General features: G+C 55.3%; 13 protein-coding genes and 3 pseudogenes. 10 read left to right on the plus strand and 6 right to left on the minus strand.

From position 1 onward, the window contains the following. Nucleotides 1-9 precede the first annotated feature (9 nt). From C3L37_RS05485 to C3L37_RS05495, 3 genes are all read right to left on the minus strand, one after another. Nucleotides 10-1,236 (minus strand): RNA-guided endonuclease InsQ/TnpB family protein, encoded by a 1,227-nt coding sequence (locus tag C3L37_RS05485; protein WP_129113625.1) that lies wholly within the window; start codon nucleotides 1,234-1,236, stop codon nucleotides 10-12. Nucleotides 1,237-1,577: 341 nt separating this feature from the next. After that, on the minus strand, nucleotides 1,578-2,153 hold the full coding sequence (locus C3L37_RS05490) for a thiamine pyrophosphate-dependent enzyme (RefSeq protein WP_129113626.1): 576 nt from the start codon (nucleotides 2,151-2,153) through the stop codon (nucleotides 1,578-1,580). Continuing rightward, nucleotides 2,150-2,662, minus strand: coding sequence for a thiamine pyrophosphate-binding protein (locus C3L37_RS05495; protein ID WP_129113627.1), 513 nt, complete (start codon nucleotides 2,660-2,662; stop codon nucleotides 2,150-2,152). Before C3L37_RS05495 ends, C3L37_RS05490 begins: the two co-directional genes overlap by 4 nt. Before the next feature lie 154 nt (nucleotides 2,663-2,816). On the opposite strand from C3L37_RS05495, the gene C3L37_RS05500 reads away from it, so the two are divergent. Next, entirely contained in the window at nucleotides 2,817-4,463 is a 1,647-nt protein-coding gene (locus C3L37_RS05500) for a thiamine pyrophosphate-binding protein (RefSeq protein WP_129113628.1), read from the plus strand. A gap of 290 nt (nucleotides 4,464-4,753) precedes the next feature. Here the strand turns inward: C3L37_RS05500 and C3L37_RS05505 are convergent, their stop codons facing one another. Further along, on the minus strand, nucleotides 4,754-6,223 hold the full coding sequence (locus C3L37_RS05505) for a sodium:solute symporter family protein (RefSeq protein ID WP_129113629.1): 1,470 nt from the start codon (nucleotides 6,221-6,223) through the stop codon (nucleotides 4,754-4,756). Between the two features lie 291 nt (nucleotides 6,224-6,514). Next, nucleotides 6,515-6,993 (minus strand): annotated as a pseudogene (locus C3L37_RS25660) (cell division control protein Cdc6); the annotation flags it as partial. An 897-nt stretch (nucleotides 6,994-7,890) separates the two neighbouring features. Between C3L37_RS25660 and C3L37_RS05520 the strand changes: the two are divergent. Beyond that, a pseudogene (locus tag C3L37_RS05520) lies at nucleotides 7,891-8,622 on the plus strand (IS6 family transposase). Nucleotides 8,623-9,109: 487 nt separating this feature from the next. Continuing rightward, complete coding sequence (locus C3L37_RS05525) at nucleotides 9,110-9,883, plus strand: fumarylacetoacetate hydrolase family protein (protein ID WP_129113630.1); 774 nt, start codon at nucleotides 9,110-9,112, stop codon at nucleotides 9,881-9,883. A 720-nt stretch (nucleotides 9,884-10,603) separates the two neighbouring features. On the opposite strand, the gene C3L37_RS05530 is transcribed toward C3L37_RS05525, so the two are convergent. Next, the gene (locus tag C3L37_RS05530) at nucleotides 10,604-11,287 is read right to left on the minus strand and encodes a 4-carboxy-4-hydroxy-2-oxoadipate aldolase/oxaloacetate decarboxylase (protein ID WP_228546159.1); all 684 of its coding nucleotides are present in this window, start codon (nucleotides 11,285-11,287) and stop codon (nucleotides 10,604-10,606) included. Nucleotides 11,288-11,537: 250 nt separating this feature from the next. Between C3L37_RS05530 and C3L37_RS05535 the strand changes: the two genes are divergently transcribed. From C3L37_RS05535 to C3L37_RS05560, 7 genes and pseudogenes are all read left to right on the plus strand, one after another. Next, nucleotides 11,538-12,980: an amidase gene (locus C3L37_RS05535; RefSeq protein WP_129113632.1), complete on the plus strand. Its 1,443-nt coding sequence runs from the start codon at nucleotides 11,538-11,540 to the stop codon at nucleotides 12,978-12,980. Between the two features lie 198 nt (nucleotides 12,981-13,178). Beyond that, nucleotides 13,179-13,970 (plus strand): fumarylacetoacetate hydrolase family protein, encoded by a 792-nt coding sequence (locus tag C3L37_RS05540; protein ID WP_129113633.1) that lies wholly within the window; start codon nucleotides 13,179-13,181, stop codon nucleotides 13,968-13,970. A gap of 97 nt (nucleotides 13,971-14,067) precedes the next feature. After that, nucleotides 14,068-14,790 (plus strand): thioredoxin family protein, encoded by a 723-nt coding sequence (locus tag C3L37_RS05545; protein WP_129113634.1) that lies wholly within the window; start codon nucleotides 14,068-14,070, stop codon nucleotides 14,788-14,790. Between the two features lie 240 nt (nucleotides 14,791-15,030). Further along, nucleotides 15,031-15,240, plus strand: a pseudogene (locus C3L37_RS25665) (hypothetical protein); the annotation flags it as partial. A 120-nt stretch (nucleotides 15,241-15,360) separates the two neighbouring features. Next, nucleotides 15,361-15,936: an ABC transporter permease gene (locus C3L37_RS05550; protein WP_228546117.1), complete on the plus strand. Its 576-nt coding sequence runs from the start codon at nucleotides 15,361-15,363 to the stop codon at nucleotides 15,934-15,936. A gap of 1 nt (nucleotide 15,937) precedes the next feature. Further along, nucleotides 15,938-16,981 carry an ABC transporter ATP-binding protein gene (locus tag C3L37_RS05555; protein WP_129113636.1) on the plus strand — a complete coding sequence of 348 codons (1,044 nt, stop codon included), beginning with the start codon at nucleotides 15,938-15,940 and terminating at the stop codon, nucleotides 16,979-16,981. After that, nucleotides 16,978-18,009 (plus strand): ABC transporter ATP-binding protein, encoded by a 1,032-nt coding sequence (locus tag C3L37_RS05560; RefSeq protein WP_129113637.1) that lies wholly within the window; start codon nucleotides 16,978-16,980, stop codon nucleotides 18,007-18,009. The genes C3L37_RS05555 and C3L37_RS05560 overlap by 4 nt, the downstream gene beginning before the upstream one ends. The last annotated feature ends 47 nt before the right edge of the window (nucleotides 18,010-18,056 follow it).

The raw sequence follows: 18,056 nt of genomic DNA on the forward strand, positions 1-18,056 counted from the left end.
TACCCCGCCCTACGCGCTTCGCGCGTTGAGGACGGGGCTTCCTGCTTCTAAGACACGCTTTGCAGACACAACAGTGTCCGTAGGGAGCGCAGTCTCCACAGGCGTTGAATCGGAGTGAACCACTCCTACTTTCTTGAGACCACGGGCAAGGATATTCCATGCCGCGTTCGCGTCTCTATCCGCTTCGAACCCACACGACGGACACGAATGCTCACGTACCCACAGCGGTCTGTCCGTCTTCACGCCGCAAGACGCGCATTCCTTCGTCGTGTGTCTCGGATTCACTGGAACGTAGTACGTGCCTTCGCGTTCACACTTGTATTCGAGCATCCGCAGGAACGTTCCCCACGCCGCTCCGGCGCGATTGCGGCTGTTCGACGGGAGTTCCATCAACCCCTTCGCGTCGAGGTCTTCGACCGCTACAAGGTCGTACTCTTTGGCGTAGTAGTTCGACAGCTTGTGCAAGAAGTCACGGCGCTTCTGTTTCAACTCCGCGTGACGGCGTGCAACGACATGCTGTTGCTTTCGGTAGTTCGCTGACCCGTGTTGCTTCCGCGAGAGCTTCCGTTGTTCGCGTTCCAACCACTCGCGTTCGTTCGAGAGGTCAAGTGATTCGACGGCAGTTCCGTCGGTATCGTGAGCGTACTTGAGAATACCAACGTCGATTCCTACCACGTCGGTGAGTTCATCGGGTTTCTCGGGAGGGTTGCGGTCTACTTCGACGCCGAAGGTTGCGAACCACTCGCCCGTCGGTTCCTTCTTGAGCGTGACCTGCTTGAGTTTCGCGTCGTCAGGAATAGCGCGGTGAAGTCGTATCGGAATATCCGCGAGTTTCGAAAGTGACAGTACGGTCTGACCGCCCTTCTTGTCGAGCTTGAAGCCAGATTGACTGTACGTGAAACTGTGGAACTCCCGTGGTGGTTTCCACTTGAGCATTCCGACGCCATAGCCGTTCTCCTTGAGTTTGGAGAGGCCTTTCAGGTTGTCGAACAGGCGTTCTACGATGGTTTGGAGAACCTTCGAGTATACGTCCGAGAGGCCGTCCCACCACTGTTTGAGGTTTGGTAGTTCCGACCGAATCGTGGTCATAGACGGGAGTTTTCCGTTGTTCTCTCGGTGCTCGTTGAGTCGGTAGAGCGCGTGATTGTACAGTTGCCTACAGATATCGCGGTGGCGGTCCAACTCCTCGCGGTGGGCGTCGGACAGGTTAAGACGATATTTGTAGGCGTAGTACATGCTACTCGCGTTCCTCGATAAGTTCGTCCAATTTCTCGCGGATAAATGACGAGAGAATCAGATGATTCTTCTGAATCCACTCATCTTGGTCTTCGCGGATGTTGATTGTCTTCCGCTTCACTGTATACATGTATTGCATGGTGTATGCATTAAATGCCTCGATTGCGTGGACCTGTGGGCCTGCAACAAAACAGCGTACGAACAGACGATGACGGCGCTGTATCCCCTCCTGCTCGCGCCTTCCCTTCGGTCGGCGCTCGCTGAGGAAAGGGGCTTAGCGCCTCGATTAAGCTAAAGTCGTGGGCTTCCGCTCGTTACATGTCACCCACGTCGGTGTACTGCTACTCTCCAGTCAGTGCGTCACGCACGCGCCGCTTGATGTGTGCGAAGTCGAACGGTGGTCGGGACTCAGGTTCGACCGGCTCGACGCGGCAGACGATGAGTTCCGCATGGTCGCTCTCGATCGCTTCACGGTAGGCTCGTTCGAACGCGTCGTCGCTTTCGACGCGTGTCGCGGAAACGCCGCAGCTCTCCGCGACTCCGGCGAAGTCAGTGGTCGCCGAGTAGGTCGGCTGCCCGCCGGTCGTTCCGTAGACGGCGTTGTCCCAGAGGACGACCGTGAGATTCGGTGGGTCGACGGTACCGACCGTCGAGAGCACGCCAAGCGACATGAGGAGCGAGCCGTCACCCTCGAAGACGACGACGGGCTCGTCGATCGCCAGTGCGAGACCGAGACCGGTCGATGTCGTCACACCCATGCTGCCCCACTGGTAGAAGTTCCGCTCACGGTCATCGACGCCCGCGAGGACGTACGAGCTAACGCCGAGATTCGAGACGGCCGCAGCATCTGGCGTGGCCTCGAGGGCTGCCGCCGTGCACGCGTACTGGTCGGCTCGTCCGCCGTTCTCCCCCGTCATCTCGCCTCCTCCTTGTAGCCCGTCACCGTCGACTCCAGGAGGATCACGTAAGGCGTCTCCGTCGTAAACGCCGTCTCCGAGGCCATCTGGACTCGCTCCCCGACGAGTTCCTCGTCTTGGATGGCGTGATTGCGCACGCCCACGTCGTCGAGCAGGTCGGACATGTTATAGCCCGACGCGACCTGTGCGAGGTTGAACTCACCGAGGTCACCCCGACGCGTGGCGATCCCGACGAAGGGGATGCGCGCGGGCACGCTCAGCGACGCGAGCGCGTTGAACGTGTTGGCGAGCCCGCTCGATTGACAGAGGAGCACACCGCGTTTCCCGCCGAGCCACGCCCCGGAAAGAACGCCGACTGCCGCCTCCTCCCGCGTTACGAGCACCGTCTCGAAGTCGTCATCGCTCTCCGCAGCCTCGATGAGCGGTGCCATCTTTGTGTCCGGAAGGTGCGCAACCAGTTCGACCTCTGTCCGTTTCAATGCCGCAATCGTCTGCTCTATCCAATCCATGGTTGAAACCGTCCCGCATTCGGCCCGAAAACGGGCGTATCAGACACCTCTTCTACCGTGGTCCGACCTATAGAGGCTATGGGTAACTACGGTTGTCGCCGGTTCCGGGCTGCCACCCTGTGTATTCATACAACCACAGGAGCGAGTTCTTCCCATGCCAGCGTCTCACACGAGTGACGTCGAGACGGGGAGCGACTACGTCCTCTCGGCACTCGCCGCAGAGGGGGTCGATCACCTGTTCGGTCTGATCGGCGAGGGAAACAGCCACCTGCTCAATCGGACACACGACCACGACATCACCTACACCTACGCCAGACACGAACAGGTCGCTGTCTCGATGGCCGACGGCTACGCCCGACTCACCGGAGACGTCGGCGTCTGTACCCTCACACACGGGCCGGGAGTCACCAACGGTGCCACCGGAATCGTCATCGCCGATCGGAACAGCGTCCCGCTCGTCGTCCTGATCGGTGACGCGGGAACCGAAGGTCGGGAGACGTCGCTCCAGTATCTGGACCACAAGACGTTCACGTCACCCATCTCCGTTCACCAGACGCGTGCGCCGACGCCAGCTACCGTCCCCGAGACCATCCGGCGAGCCTTCGACATCGCACGGACGGAGCGCGGGCCGGTCATCGTTGAACTGCCGACCGACGTGCAGTCGGCCCCGGCTCCCGAATCGGAGTACCTGCCGAAACCACGCTCTACACAGCGCCCTCGTCCGGACGTCGAAGAACTCGCCGAGGCGACCGCCCTGCTAGACGGCGCTGACCACCCGGTCGTCCTCGCCGGCGGGGGTGCTGCAGCCGCAGATGCCGGGGACGCCCTCATCCAGTTCGCGGAGACGATCGGTGCCCCTATCGCCACGACCCTTTTCGCACAGGGAGTGCTCTCGGCCGACCACCCGCTCCACACAGGGGCATCGGGGACGTTCATGACACCGGCGAGTGACGCCCTGCTGTGGGACGCAGACGTGGTGGTCGCCGCCGGGGCTCGACTCTCGGGGAAGACGACACGCTACGGCGAACTCTATGCCGACGCCGACGTGATACAGGTCGACATCGACTCTGCGGCATTGGGGACCTACCGCGACCCAGCCGTCGGCATCGTCGGCGATGCGCGCACGACGATCGAGGAGTTGGCCGAACGCGTCACACCGCATCCGGACCGGACGGAGCGCGTCAGGACCGTCATCCGAGAGGCTGGCACACCGGCGGACGTTGAGACTCGGTCCGACCCCAACCGCATTGATCCGCGTGCGTTCACGCGTGCACTCGCGGCACGGATCCCTGGCGATAGCATCGTCACCGTCGACTCCGGCAACAACACGGGGTTCCCGGCAGTGTTCCACCCCGTGGACGCTGGCGGCCGTCTGTTGCTCGACGGCAATTTCGGGACAATGGGATACGCACTGCCGGCCGCGCTGGGCGCGCAGGTCGCCGATCCCCAGCGAACGGTCGTCTGCTACATCGGTGACGGCGCGTTCATGCAGGTCATCCAGGACGTCGAGACGGCGGCGCGCCTCAGTCTTCCCATCGTTGTAGCTGTACTGAACGACGGGAGTTATGGCATCATCAGACACCGCCAATACATGGAATTCGGGCGGGAGACAGCCTCCTCCTACGAGAGCCCTGACTTCGTCCGCGTGGCCGAGGGACTGGGCGCCCAGGCAGCTACGATCCGCGACGTCGATGACCTCTCCGCGGTCGATGAGTTCCTCGACGGCGACCCGACCAGACCGCTCGTGCTCGACGTGCGGACGATACCCCACGTTTCCCGACCCGGATTCCCCCCATACTGAACGGATCTTGGAGCCTCGCTCACCATTCCCCGGCGATGTCGCCTTCGATGTCGCGTTTCGGCCCACATTATATGCACTGCGGCACAGGGCGCTACAACCTCGCCGTTGACGGCGGGGATACAGTGCCCGTCATCGGTTACCAGGCGCCAATAATCGTAGCGACCCGCCAGGGAGTGATGCCGAATAGGTCGCACGACGGCGAGGTTCTGCTCTCTGCGTCCCACGAGTGGGTCGCGACCGGCGACGTATTCTGCGAACGCTGTTCGAAAAGAGAGGGAGGGTGCGGAGGATCAGTCGTCGGCAGGACTCTCAGAGAGGGTTACGTCATCGAAGATCGGCGCGAGGTTCTCGTCGTCGACCCGGTCGGTTATAAGGCTCACGACCACCATTCCTAAGATGGAGAGGATGGTCGCGAAGATGATCTCGTGGAGCGGCCAGATACCTTGCTGTGCGAGGGGCCGTCCGACAACTCCGCCGAGGAAGCCGAGGACGACCGCCGCGATGGCGCCCTCCGTGGTCGCACGCTTCCAGAACATCCCAGCAGCGACGGCGACGAACAGCGACCCGCCAAGCGTCCCCCAGCCGTAGGCACCGATGACGGCGATCAGTTCGAGCTCTCCGAATGCCGCCTGATACGTCGCGATGAAGACGACGATGACGCCGAACAGGCCGGTGAAGATGCGGGACCACCGAAGGAGTTGCTTGTCAGACGGGTCGTCGGCGAAGTACACAGCGTAGATGTCGTTCGACGTGTAGACACCGACGATGTGCAATAGCGAGTCGGTGGTCGACTGAACGCCGGCGAGAATGGCCATCATTGCTATCGCACCGATAACGCCGCCCACGAGTTCGGTGATGATCGCCGGAGCCATCGTGTCACCCGTCTGCTCCGGGAGATAGAGGGCGCCACCGATACCAATAACCGTGATGAGCAAATAGAACAGTATCACCGCCATGGAGTTCACGGCGGGGACGAGACGTGCGGTCTTGATGTCCTTCGCGGCGATGACGCGCTGGACGTAGTAGGGGTGGATAGCGATGCCTAGCCCAAACACGAGAAAGAGTGCAAAGACGCCGAGGTTGTCGGGCGTACTCCCACCGTAGACGTCGTTGTACGACGCCAGGTCGGTGAAGGAGTTGGCAGGATCGTTGAGCACGCGCCCGATGACCACGACAGCCATGATGAGGACGCCGAGCCCCATCACGCCCGCCTGGAACAGGTCGGTCCGGGCGACGCTCTTCATCCCGCCTAGGATGGTGTACACGATGAAGAACAGCCCGACCGAGAGGATTCCGATAGGCATCGAGATTCCGATAATACCTTCCACGATGAAGCCGATGCCGAACAGTTGCGCGATGAGGATGATGGCGTACGTGAACACGATGATGGCGGCGGTCAACGCCTGCAACAGGTCGGAACCGTACCGGACACGTATCATCTCCGAGAGAGAGTTGACCTGGATGTTCTGCCACTTCTTGGCCGTCAGCGACAGGAACATCATCCCGCCGACCGCCCCGACCGTATACAGCGTCATGAACGCCCAGCCGTACTCCGAGGCGTAACCGATGCCACCAATTACCGTGAGCGCACTCATGAAGGAGGCGAACAACGACCCCAACGCCAGCGGCAACGAGAGACCCTGACTGGCAGTCGCGAAGTCAGCCTGCGTACTGGTGTTTCGCCACCCCCAGATGCCGATACCGAGAACGATGAGAAGGTAGAAGACGAACCATCCGAGATAGAGCATGTTAATGGCCATGGGTTAGCCCTCCACCTCCCAGCTCCGCTTTTCATCCGGTTCCGTTCGATTCTTCCATACGGCCCACGCAATGAGCGCCGTAGACCACACGATCAGCCCAACGACTACGGCAATCACGCTTATGCCTATTGACAACATATGTCACTCATCTCATGTTGGTGAATATAGCGATATAATTCTTTCTGCGGGTAGTTTGGTCAGGTTGACTTACCTGGATCCCACCAGACGGTATCGACTTGCAACCACGTTTCTGCGGTCGCTGGATTGGCGTAGAGGGTGTAACCGGTCGAACTACATCGTAGCAAACGCTTCACCGGAGTCAGGAAGGTATTCGATGATACTCCGGTGAGCACCGAATTCGCTGATGATCGTCTGCAGCACGTCGACGACAGTCGCAATGTCGCGGTTGAGTTTATGTTCGCGGTACATACCGCCGTCCTGACCCCGGTGTTCCATGTGCGAGAGCGTCAGATTGAGAATCTCAAAGTCAGACAGGAAGCTACGTATTCGGCGGGCTGTTCGGGGATCTCGGCCCTGGAACTCGCAGAGTTCATTATAGCGCTGGTAGATCATACGCGAACGGGTTGGTGTAGCGTCTCGGCAGTGAGCGTGGTCAGCGCATATAGAGTGAGTTGCTCGTGTTCGGTGAGGTCGAGCACGATATCCATGCTTTGTTGGGCCTCGAGTTTCTCTTGGGCACATTCAACGTGGTTGGTCGTAACCGACTCTGTATTCCGGGTACGAGCGAGATCGCCAGCCTTCCGGAGGAGTGGCTCTGTTGAATCCGCAGGGGGTGGCAGGATAGCGTTGCTCTGAAGGCCGAAGCGGAAGAAGTGATTGTGACTAAGCTACTTTTCCGCTTCGTCAAACGAGCAGCGTCGCTGGCACAAAAGCGCTGTGCCGCCAGTCCAACGGTCGTGAGTCATCAGACTGGCAACGGATACGACGGCTGGAAGCTAAAGAAGCGACTCGGAGTTCCTACGAAACGAAGGAAACAAACTCTTGTGAACGACTCCTGCGATCATCGAGGCAAACATAGGATACCAGATTTCGCGTTTGACATCCTCCCCGCCCTGAAGGGCGAGGATTCCCACGAGCGAAGGCCCGCTGAGTTGGGATGTTTAAGGTTCGCACACCGACGAGGTGCTGGCCATGCCAAGTGGCCGTTACTCCTATCCTCGAATCGGACGCTCCCACCGTTTCCGGCAGGGTACGAACGATTGTCGGCAGATTCGGAGGTACTTGGTTGTTTAGCGTCGGTACCCAACCTATCCCGAAGGGGTACCTTCGAGCATCGGTCGGGAAGTCCGATTTTGTCCGATTGTCCCGGTATGGGCGCGGACAGGCCGCGTCGGATGGACAGAGATACGCACGGAGAGCACCTAAGACTGTACCATACAGTGAAAGTGAACAAAGACGGCGATTCATCCCCGCCCTTAAGGGCGAGGCTTTCTCGCCTGCAATTACGCAAACTTAATTCAGTAGGCTTAGTTGAATATTACGACAAGAAGCAAAAAATATATCCTATCTCCGAGAAGGGTGCTGCATTTCTTCACGGAGAGCTATCCGCTGAAGAACTCGAATTCGGGGACAAATAAGCTGTATTACCCAATACGGTTTCCAGCACTGTCTAGATAAGGATGAGCAGGTCGAAGAGCTAGTGATTGATGCTACTCTCAGACCTGCGCAGAGAGAGTTTAGACACGGCTACGCTTGATGTTGGCAGCGCGAGCGGATGGCTCTCAGACGCCCGTGAGGGCGTTCGCCGTCGGTCTCCACGCTGCCGGGTTATCGCTCAGAGAGACAGAAGCGATTCTTCGGTTACTCGGCGTAGAAGCTCGTTTCAAGCAATTTTCCAATAGACATGTCGGCTGACTGGCGGCGTCTCGGACCCGCCGACGGCGCAGCCGAGGCGGGTCGCGGTCCACAAGACCGCTATCACAATCAATGGTGGATGGTTATGGATGTACGCTACAATAGACCTCGACACAAAACTGATTCTTGTCGTCGCGCTGTTCAGGCATCACGGGACTGATCCGACGGCTGCGTTTCGCCATAGAGTCTGTGAGAAACACGAGTACTCAGAGACTGTGTTTCTCGCAAGTGCTTTCAATTACCGGACTGCCTTTTCTCGATTAGGACTGAACGGTCAGGTCAACTACACCGAGCGAAACTTAATCGAAAAGTGGTTTCACACGTTGAAGATGAGAGTCGACTAGTTCCACAGCTCATAGGTGAGCAGTCGGCTGAGCGTTCGCCAGTGACTTGTGATGTTTATCCACTACTGAAATTTTCAACGGCGGCATCAATCGTTTGGCGGTCAAACGCCAGCTCAGGGGGAAGTACTGGTCTTCTCATTCACGGTGCTCTCTGAGGCCGTTGCGACCCTCGGTCGGTGATCTGATAGAAGTTTGTGCGCTGGTCATGAATCTGGAAGCCTGGAATTACAGTTGTATAATTGTAAATACAATGTCAATTGGTGTCAATAAACGTGCCACTCGATGTCAAAGACATCATTATTATGTTTAGATAGTTTATGCGGAATTCACAACGAAATCGTCTATATTTCGAGGTAATATCCCAGAGTCGAGGAAAACCTCTTTCTTTGATTTATTTTGACTTATTTTGACTGAATACGATTACGGACATTGGTTTTCATCACCGGATCATTAATGAATAGATGTTCCTCTGATTTCACAGAACGCAATGTGAGTGGATGAACGCCATACGGCGAAGCACGGGTGATTGGAGGGTGATTCACACGTTATTTATCTTCAAAAAGTTCATCTCACTATATCAAGTCGTTTATCTTATTTCATATATATTGTAATAATCCACTGGTAACTAGACACATTTATGTTGCTCTCTGCCAATGATTGACTCGACATGCGAAAGGTAAGATTTCTTGACCCTGCAGACAGCGCTCGTGTTGGTGAATGGGTTGACGGTTCAGTGGTGTTCGGCAGTCAACGATTCGACCTTGAGGATATCTCAATCCTGCCACCAACTAATCCCTCAAAGATTATCTGTGTCGGCCTAAACTACGCAAGCCATGCCGAGGAGACTGATTCAGATATTCCAGAACGACCGCTGTTATTCATCAAAACCACGAACACGCTTGCCGGCCATGACGCTACCATCACACTTCCACAGTCGAAAAACCGCATCGATTTTGAAGGAGAACTCGGAGTCGTTATTGGGGAGCAATGCCGGAATGTCGCTACGGAGGACGCCAGGAAGGTCATTGCAGGGTACACCTGCGTCAACGACCTTTCAAACCGTGACGACCAGCGCATAGAGCAGAATTGGGTGCGCGGAAAGGCGTTCGACAACTCCGCACCTATCGGCCCAGTACTGGCAACACCTGAGCATCTCCCAGACGGGGCGACCATCGAAACCCGCCAGAATGGAGAGGTAAAACAGTCTTCATCCATTGACGATCTCATCTTCGAAATTCCAGAACTCATCGCAGATATTACAGAACTCATGTCGCTCGAGGCTGGCGACGTCATTGCTACAGGAACGCCGGCAGGCGTCGGACCTATCAGTGGGGGGGACGAGGTTGAGGTTGAAATTGAAGGCGTTGGAACGCTCAAAAATAGTTACGTTGCAGGTGAGTTTTCTGGGGAGAAGACGCACGACTTTGTTCCAAATCAGTAACTCGATTCGGTGCCTCCGAACCAGACATCGGTTCTTTATTCTGTTGCAAGACAGTAGTCCTGTGTATTCAATGACGAGGTCGACTATCGTCCACCTCATTACGTAGCCGTGTTCAAGCGGACTTTGCTCTCATCTGCGGGAGCTGATACTGCGGTATCTCCTGAGAGCGATGCTATTCGACGCCATCTGATATCTCATCGCCCTCCTGAGTGTGAACATAGGTACTGTGTCATAGCGAGGTGCATGCTTGAGGAAGCGACACCACACGAGTATGACTTGAGGAGAGTGGTCAGCCTGGATGAGATACCGCTCCTACGAAATACCACTAACCAGTGAACTACTCCGGCCTCCCGCATTCGGGCCTACCCGGCCCTCGCTTGTTGAGGTCGGAGCTTCCTGTTTCTGCGTCGGAACTTATACCTGAAGCCACAGCGGTTCCAGACTCCGCAGGCGACTTCCCGTTACGGGCGGGTCGGAGTGTCCCACTCCTCCCGACTCGACGCTCGGCCACACGGCCGGTGCACGCGTGTGTGTGCGTTCTCACATCGGACGCATCCTGGCCGAGCATCTTACTATCGCATACGTCCGCGGGGGGTAGTAAGCCTGCCGAATTCGTGGATTCAGACGATGACGGCGAGTGTATCCCCTCCCTCACTCGCGAGCGAAGTAAGCGATAGGTAGGGGATACACCCGCCTGCAATTCAGGTAAAAAAATCAGTATCAGAGATCGTTGAGGGAGTCTACAATCCGTACGTCACGATCAGCGATTTTCTCATCAATGTTAAGAAGTTCATAGAGAGTCCTCCCCTCACGTATTTGCCTACGCAGGTACTCCTCGTGTTTGACTTTCGCCTCGGTAGCTTCTAAGACTCTGTGGGCATCACCGCGGGGGACGACAGTAACACCGTCAGCATCACCTACGATAATGTCCCCAGGAGACACGGTGACTCCTCCTACAGCGACAGGAACATTCACAGATCCAGGGGTTTCTTTAACTGCACCAGCCTGCGAGATGGCGGCCGCAAAAACAGGGAGGTCGCTGTTAGAGAGGTACGCTATGTCTCGGACATTACCATTGGATACGAGCCCAGCAAGACCCTGCATCTGGGCATTTTGCGTAGCTAGCTCGCCCCACGTGGCCGCATGATCTGACTCGGCTGCAACGATGAGTACATCCCCCGGGTGTGCATATTCAACTCCAGCGTGCACCATCATGTTATCACCTGGAGGGACTCTCACGGTGCAGGCAGGCCCGTAAACGTTCTTTGGCCCACCTACATGGCCGATGGTGGATGCCATCGCGTTCTTTTTTCCCATTGCCTCGTGAACGTCGGCCGCGCTGTGGTCGGCAAACCCCGCGACGACGTCTTTCGGCGGCCGGTTAAAATCACGTACGATAACCATGAACTGCACGTGAAGTGGATAGCACGGTATAATACTGTATGTATTTTCATGATTATCTGGGCCATCTGCGTACAGTCAACTGGAGGATTTCACTTCTAATTCTGATACCACATTCCATTTTGTGAATTATGCCCAGACAGAGGGACCAACCATCTAGATCTAGTCTACTGGTAGCTGTAAGTGGTAGGTTGTTCTTCCCATCATCTCCGGTGGGGGAACCTTTTTGAGGGCCTCAACTCCCTTTATAGGGGTGACAGAAATACACACACTCTCAGCTGTCCAACTTGCCCGAGAGATACGCGATGGGGAACGGTCGCCAGTAACGGTAGTCAACGCGCTCTTGGACCGCATTGAGGCCCGCAATGATCGGACAAACGCCTTTATTACTGTTACAGCTGAGCACGCCCGCCGAACTGCTCAGGAAGCAGCGCGCGCTGTCGCGGAGGGTCAACAGCTAGGCCCACTCCACGGTGTCCCGGTAGCAGTGAAAGATCTGGATAATGTCGCTGGCGTGCGGACGACGTTCGGCTCAAGACTCTTCGAAGATTACGTCGCTGATGAAGATGATGAGTTCGTGCGCCGGCTGAAAGCAGCCGGTGCCATCATCATCGGCAAAACCAACACACCAGAATTTGGTCTCGGATGTACAACGGACAACCTTGTAGTCGGACCAACGGGAACGCCGTTTGACACGACAAAAATCGCCGGCGGTTCATCGGGCGGCGCTGCCGCGGCACTAGCAGATCGATTAATCCCGCTTGCACAAGGATCAGATACCGGCGGTTCGATTCGCACGCCGTCTTCTTGCTGTGGTGTTTTCGGTCTGAAACCCTCCTTCGGACGTGTCCCGCGTGTAAACCGACCTAACGCCTTCTCTGATGTCACACCCTTCTCTCACACTGGCCCAATGGCTCGCACAGTAACAGACGCAGCACTGATGCTCGACGTGATGGCGGGCCCGGATCCAGGCGACCCATTTAGCCTTCCCGACGACAAGACGGACTATGTTGCAGCCACTGAGCGTTCGATCGACGACCTGCAGGTAGCTTATAGTCCTAACCTGAGTATCTACCCAGTCGAACCGGTTGTCCGAGACGTTGTGGACAAAGCCATCGATGCATTCGTTGACGCGGGCGCCACGGTTGAGCATATTAATCCTACCTTCAATTGTGAGCAGAAAGACGTGCTTGACGCATTCTACACGTTTGCCAAGGTCCGCTGGGAGTCGCTGTTTGACAACCTCGAGACCGCTCATGGGCTAGACCCACGCGGTGCCGACCGGGGGAAACTTCGACCAATCACCGTCGAGACGATTCTAGAGAGCACCTCGGTGACGACCCGGGAGTACAAGCGCGCAGATGTTGTCCGTACGAAAGTGTACGATGGCATCTTAGACATCCTTGCCAAGTACGATGTACTCGTAACGCCGACGCTTGGGGTCCTACCGTTTGAACACAGTGAATTCCCAACTGAGGTAGATGGGGCTGACATTGAACCATTGCGCGGCTGGTTGCTCACCCAGCCATTCAACTTCTCTGGACATCCGGTAGGTGCCGTCCCTGCGGGGTTGACCTCAAATGGCCTCCCAGTTGGGATGCAGGTGGTAGGTCGCAGACATGCCGATGGCGATGTGTTGGCGGCGAGCGCTGCGGTCGAACGGGAACGTCCTTGGCAGGACACGTATCCGGAATGATGCGGCTTTGGGAGGATATAGGCTAATCCCCTCCCTCTAGGAACGAGCCGCGTCAGCGGCGAGTAAACCGCTTCTTTTGTTCACATTCCGACAGACATTCGTCAGATAACGCTACACGACAATTCAGGAAATGTTCATGATACAAAAGTATATATAGGTTCAACACACCGCTTAAGTCGAACCAGGAGAGTCTGGACAATGAGACAAGTACGATTTAGAGACCGCGGAGGCTCCGTACGGCAGGGTGAATGGAATGACGTCATCGAATTTGGCGGTGAAGAGTACAATCCAGAAACAGTCGATATCCTTCCCCCTGTAGAACCATCGAAAATCGTCTGCGTAGCAGCAAACTACATCGAGCATATCAAGGAAGCAGGTCGGAGCATTCCTGAGGACCTTCCACCTCGTCCGAGTTTTTTTCTTAAGGGACCAAACGCGATCGCCAGTCATGGCGATACCGTGACCCTGCCAACTCCTGCTGCGACCCAAGAAGAACTCGCTGGACGTGAGAAAGGTGACATCGAACTTGGGCAGGGACGAATAGATTACGAGGGAGAGTTTGGCGTCATTATCGGGGAACAGTGCCGGAACGTCTCTGAGGAGGAGTATCTGGATGTTGTTGGCGGGTACACCTGCCTCAACGATATCTCAAACCGCGATGACCAGGACGTTGAACGAAATTGGATTCGTGGAAAGGCGTTCGACAACTCTGCGCCTATCGGGCCCGTGCTGGCCACACCGGATGAAGTTCCGGAGGAACCGAGAGTCAGGCTTTGGGTGAATGGTGAGAAACGACAAGACTCCGTCAACGACGAACTAGTCTTCTCTGCCGGACGGGTCATCAGTGAGGTCTCTAAATTCCTCACATTAGAGGCTGGGGACATCATTGCAATGGGTACCACCGTCGGAGTAGGGCCACTAAGCGACGGTGACCAAATCGAAATTGAAGTTGAAGGGGTTGGAAAGCTGAGACATGATGTTGAGGCTTAATGACTCCTCGACAGCCCAAAACTCCCCGCATACCCACTCTGAGCACGAGCTCAGGATTCAATTCAACCACTGAGTATGTACCACAACTGGAGAACTCATGCGTGACACGGGTGCAGAGCATTCAATTAAGGACGGAAGTACGGCCAACGAGGTGCTATTCACTGCTGGAGTACTAACTACTCGCCGTGGAGAGGTAACAACAACTGACCGCTTTGAGTCCACGGTTGACAAGTACACAGACGACGTGACTGGCCTCTCAACAAAGGAATTGGTTAGCTTCATTCAGAAGCACGTCAGACGAGAGAGGCTCATCGGACCATTCGTGGACCTCTGTTCCAAAGATCAACGAACCATCGCCGAACTTTGTGCGCTTCAGGATCACCTTGAATCGACTGGTAATAACGGAGTAGTGTCCGACACCTCTGTATTGTTGCTCCCTGTATTACGGCTGTTCCGCTCTATCACGTCACCACTCGATGACGTTCCTCAGCCGTTCATTCCGGTGCCAGCATCGCATATTCCACATCTCACACGGGTTTACTCGCCAGTGGTCGTTTACATTTGGCTTGACGACTGTCCACCGTGTGATATTTTGAAAACTGACCTCGAGTCGATCTTCGAGAATTCTCGTGAGGTGATGCCATTCGCGGTGTACGGTCCAGATCACCAGGACGTTCTTGCTGATGAGTTTGAGGTAACCGCTGGGCCAGCGCTGCTGTTTATGCGTGATGGGGCCGTTGACTCACGGTTGTACGGGGCTCAGGATAGCGGCGCCATCGAAGCTGAATTGGGAAAACTACGAGAGAGTTACAAGAACTGAATTGGCTGTCGGTCAGGCATATGCTCCTAAACAGGCTTCATGAGGGCGTGATACGGCCCATTTTGTAGCACTTATTGATGTCTAACGTATGACTGAGCTAGGTGTTTTACCGAAAAATTTATTACTATACCTTGTTTGGGGATTGTTGACATACATCTCGATGACTCCAAAATGTGAGGATTGTTGCGATTTCGGTGCACAGTTTGAAATAACCCGTGTTGGAGGTTACATTGCAGCGCCATGAGAATTGTAAGCAAACTACGGGGGTTTAACGGTAGTGATTTAGACATTATCCTCAAGAGGACGTTACGGAACTTGTTACGAGAACGGATTACCAAGTTCGCGTTCATTTGCTTGATTGTTATTTTCCTGATCGGACTCCTGGGGCCGGCGCTCGCGCCATATGATTATAATGAGCAGCAACTTACCGCAGACGGTCAACTGAACAGGTACGCCCCCCCATCGATTGATCACCCATTAGGTACAAACGATCGCGGTGAGGACGTCCTCTCACGGCTCCTCGTTGGGGCGCGGACTACCCTCATTACTGGACTACTTGCTGGGAGCCTGATGCTCATCCTTGGGTTGTCTATTGGCGTAACAGCAGGCTACGTTGGCGGACGAACAGAGAGTCTGTTGATGCGTTTCGTCGACTTCATGTATGGGATTCCGTTCATACCATTCGCTATCGTCCTCATCACGTTCTTTGGCGCTGGTTTTTACACTACCATCGCTATCATTGGACTCGTCCTTTGGCGGTTCATCGCACGTGTGATACGCTCGCAGGTATTACAGATAAAACAACGGCCGTACATCATGGCGGCTAAGGCATCTGGAGCGAGTACACCGTGGATTATTCGAAAACATATTCTCCCAAATATAGCAAACATGGCAGCACTTTTTTTCGCCATGGGTGTTGGGCTAGCAATTCTTGAACAAGCGGGCTTGTCCTTCATCGGTGTTACTGATCCGTTCACGCCAACCTGGGGAATAATGATTCGCAACGCCCATCAGTCGGGTCGCATTGCCGAAGCGTGGTGGTGGTCGTTTCCACCAGGGATCATGATTTCGCTGACCGTTCTGTCGCTGTACCTCCTTGGTCGAGGCTATGAAAGCGTCACTGGTGAGGACGAGGTGATCGTGTAATATGTCTTCTCCGATACTGGAGATCGATGGAATTGATATCGAGTACCAGACTCGAGGAGATACCGCCGTACACGCTGTCAACGATGCCTCGTTTGCAATCAATGAGCACGAGTACTTCGGACTCGTTGGCGAAAGTGGCTGTGGGAAGAGTACGATCGCAGATGCCATCGTCGGCGGCCTCGATGACAACGGCAAGATAACCTCAGGTAGCATTCGCTACAAAGGGAAGGAAATCCAGAATTATTCGGAGTCTCAATTCAACAAGGAGATTCGCTGGAAAGAAATTTCAGTCATTCCTCAGTCGTCGATGAACAGTCTCGATCCAGTCATGAAGCTGAGCCAGCAGGCCATCGAGATGGCGAAGTATCACACTGACCTCTCGAAGGGTGAGGCAATGGCTCGACTCCGAGAACTATTTGATGTCGTTGGGCTCTCCGAATCACGCATTCATGACTACCCTCACCAGTTCTCTGGCGGGATGCAACAGCGCGCCATCATTGCGTTCTCACTGTTCCTTCAACCCAGCCTCATCATTGCGGATGAACCGACGACAGCACTGGACGTCATCATGCAGGATCAAATTCTTGACCATATCAACAGTTTAAAAGACGATTGGGAGATCAGCATGCTGATGATCACCCACGACATCTCCGTTGTCTTCGAAAATTGTGACACAATGGCGGTGATGCACGGTGGACAAGTTGCAGAGGCAGGAAGCGTGATAGACGTGTTCGATCGCCCGCGACACCCGTACGCAATCTTGCTCCAGAATGCGTTTCCGGACGTTCGGTATCCTGACCGCGAGCTGGCAATCATCGACGGTCATCCACCTCAACTGCGTCAAAAGCCTGAATTCTGCACGTTTGCAGACCGATGCCCGTGGGCGGTTTCTGAGTGTCACGACAGTGCTCCTGACCCTCAACGAGTCGAAGGGGACGATGATCACCAGGCATGGTGTATCCGGGCCGATGAGATGGACGAACTGGCTGCAGAGCACCTTGAGAAGCCATCTGAGACAACGAGTATTCTGGAGGACACCAAATGAGCAACGATGTACCGGTTCTTGAGCTTCGAGCGTTAGAAAAACACTTCAGCGCTTCTTCGGGCCTGTACGATACGGTCAAACAGCACCTCACTCGCGAGAAACCATCGTTCGTTCGGGCTGTCGATGGCGTCAATATGCGACTGGAAGAGAATCAAGTCCAAGGTGTCATTGGCGAGAGCGGCTGTGGAAAGACCACGCTACTTCGGACGCTTATCGGTCTCTACAAGCCTACTGACGGGAAATTACTCTTTCACGGGGAGCCGGTATCAGAATTCACAAAAGAGGAGTGGAAGGAGTTCCGACGCCGCGTCCAGATAGTCTTTCAAGACCCATTTAACTCGCTGGATCCAAAATTCAGTGTCCGACGAACGCTGGCTGAGCCCCTCGAAATTCACAATATTGACTACGATCGTGACCGCATTGAGGAAACGCTAGAGTCAGTAGGATTGACGCCGGCCGAGAAATACCTAAGCCGGTTCCCTAATCAGCTTTCCGGCGGTGAGAAACAGCGCGTCGCCATCGCACGCGGACTCATCACTGAACCGGATGTCATTCTCGCGGATGAGCCAGCGTCGATGCTTGACGTCTCAACACAAGCGGAGATCCTAAACTTGCTGAACAGGCTGACCGACGAATTCGGTGTCTCAATGGTGTACATCTCTCACGATCTTTCAACGGTCTCATACATCTGCAATAAGATAAACGTGATGTACCTCGGTCGGATTGTCGAGGAGGCACCGACTAAGCAACTACTTTCGAATCCCAAACACCCCTACACGAAGGCACTCATTCAGTCTATTCCGATTCCAGATCCGCATTACGAACGCGAGCGAGCGGCCATCGGTGGCGAACCGGGTGATCCAATCAATATGCCAAACGGATGTCGGTTCAAAAACCGATGCCCCGAGCGAATGGGGGTGTGTGACTCTACCCCACACGATATTGAGTTAGCGGACTATGAGGATCACACGGTTGCCTGTCATCTGTACTATGACCATGTAGCCCAGACAATGGGGAAGACACAATGAGATTGATCACACGCGAGAGCCATCACTTGAGCATCCGTGGACATGCC

The organism is Halegenticoccus tardaugens (genome assembly GCF_004116405.1).
Taxonomy (GTDB): Archaea; Halobacteriota; Halobacteria; order Halobacteriales; family Haloferacaceae; genus Halegenticoccus; species Halegenticoccus tardaugens.

Bases quoted from the DNA above. Each gene is read 5' to 3' on its own strand.
- C3L37_RS05540 (WP_129113633.1), top strand. From the start codon at position 13,179: ATGAGACAAGTACGATTTAGAGACCGCGGAGGCTCCGTACGGCAGGGT.
- C3L37_RS05525 (WP_129113630.1), top strand. From the start codon at position 9,110: ATGCGAAAGGTAAGATTTCTTGACCCTGCAGACAGCGCTCGTGTTGGT.
- C3L37_RS05485 (WP_129113625.1), bottom strand. From the start codon at position 1,236: ATGTACTACGCCTACAAATATCGTCTTAACCTGTCCGACGCCCACCGC.
- C3L37_RS05530 (WP_228546159.1), bottom strand. From the start codon at position 11,287: ATGGTTATCGTACGTGATTTTAACCGGCCGCCGAAAGACGTCGTCGCG.
- C3L37_RS05500 (WP_129113628.1), top strand. From the start codon at position 2,817: ATGCCAGCGTCTCACACGAGTGACGTCGAGACGGGGAGCGACTACGTC.
- C3L37_RS05555 (WP_129113636.1), top strand. From the start codon at position 15,938: ATGTCTTCTCCGATACTGGAGATCGATGGAATTGATATCGAGTACCAG.
- C3L37_RS05560 (WP_129113637.1), top strand. From the start codon at position 16,978: ATGAGCAACGATGTACCGGTTCTTGAGCTTCGAGCGTTAGAAAAACAC.
- C3L37_RS05490 (WP_129113626.1), bottom strand. From the start codon at position 2,153: ATGACGGGGGAGAACGGCGGACGAGCCGACCAGTACGCGTGCACGGCG.
- C3L37_RS05505 (WP_129113629.1), bottom strand. From the start codon at position 6,223: ATGGCCATTAACATGCTCTATCTCGGATGGTTCGTCTTCTACCTTCTC.
- C3L37_RS05495 (WP_129113627.1), bottom strand. From the start codon at position 2,662: ATGGATTGGATAGAGCAGACGATTGCGGCATTGAAACGGACAGAGGTC.
- C3L37_RS05545 (WP_129113634.1), top strand. From the start codon at position 14,068: ATGCGTGACACGGGTGCAGAGCATTCAATTAAGGACGGAAGTACGGCC.
- C3L37_RS05550 (WP_228546117.1), top strand. From the start codon at position 15,361: ATGCTCATCCTTGGGTTGTCTATTGGCGTAACAGCAGGCTACGTTGGC.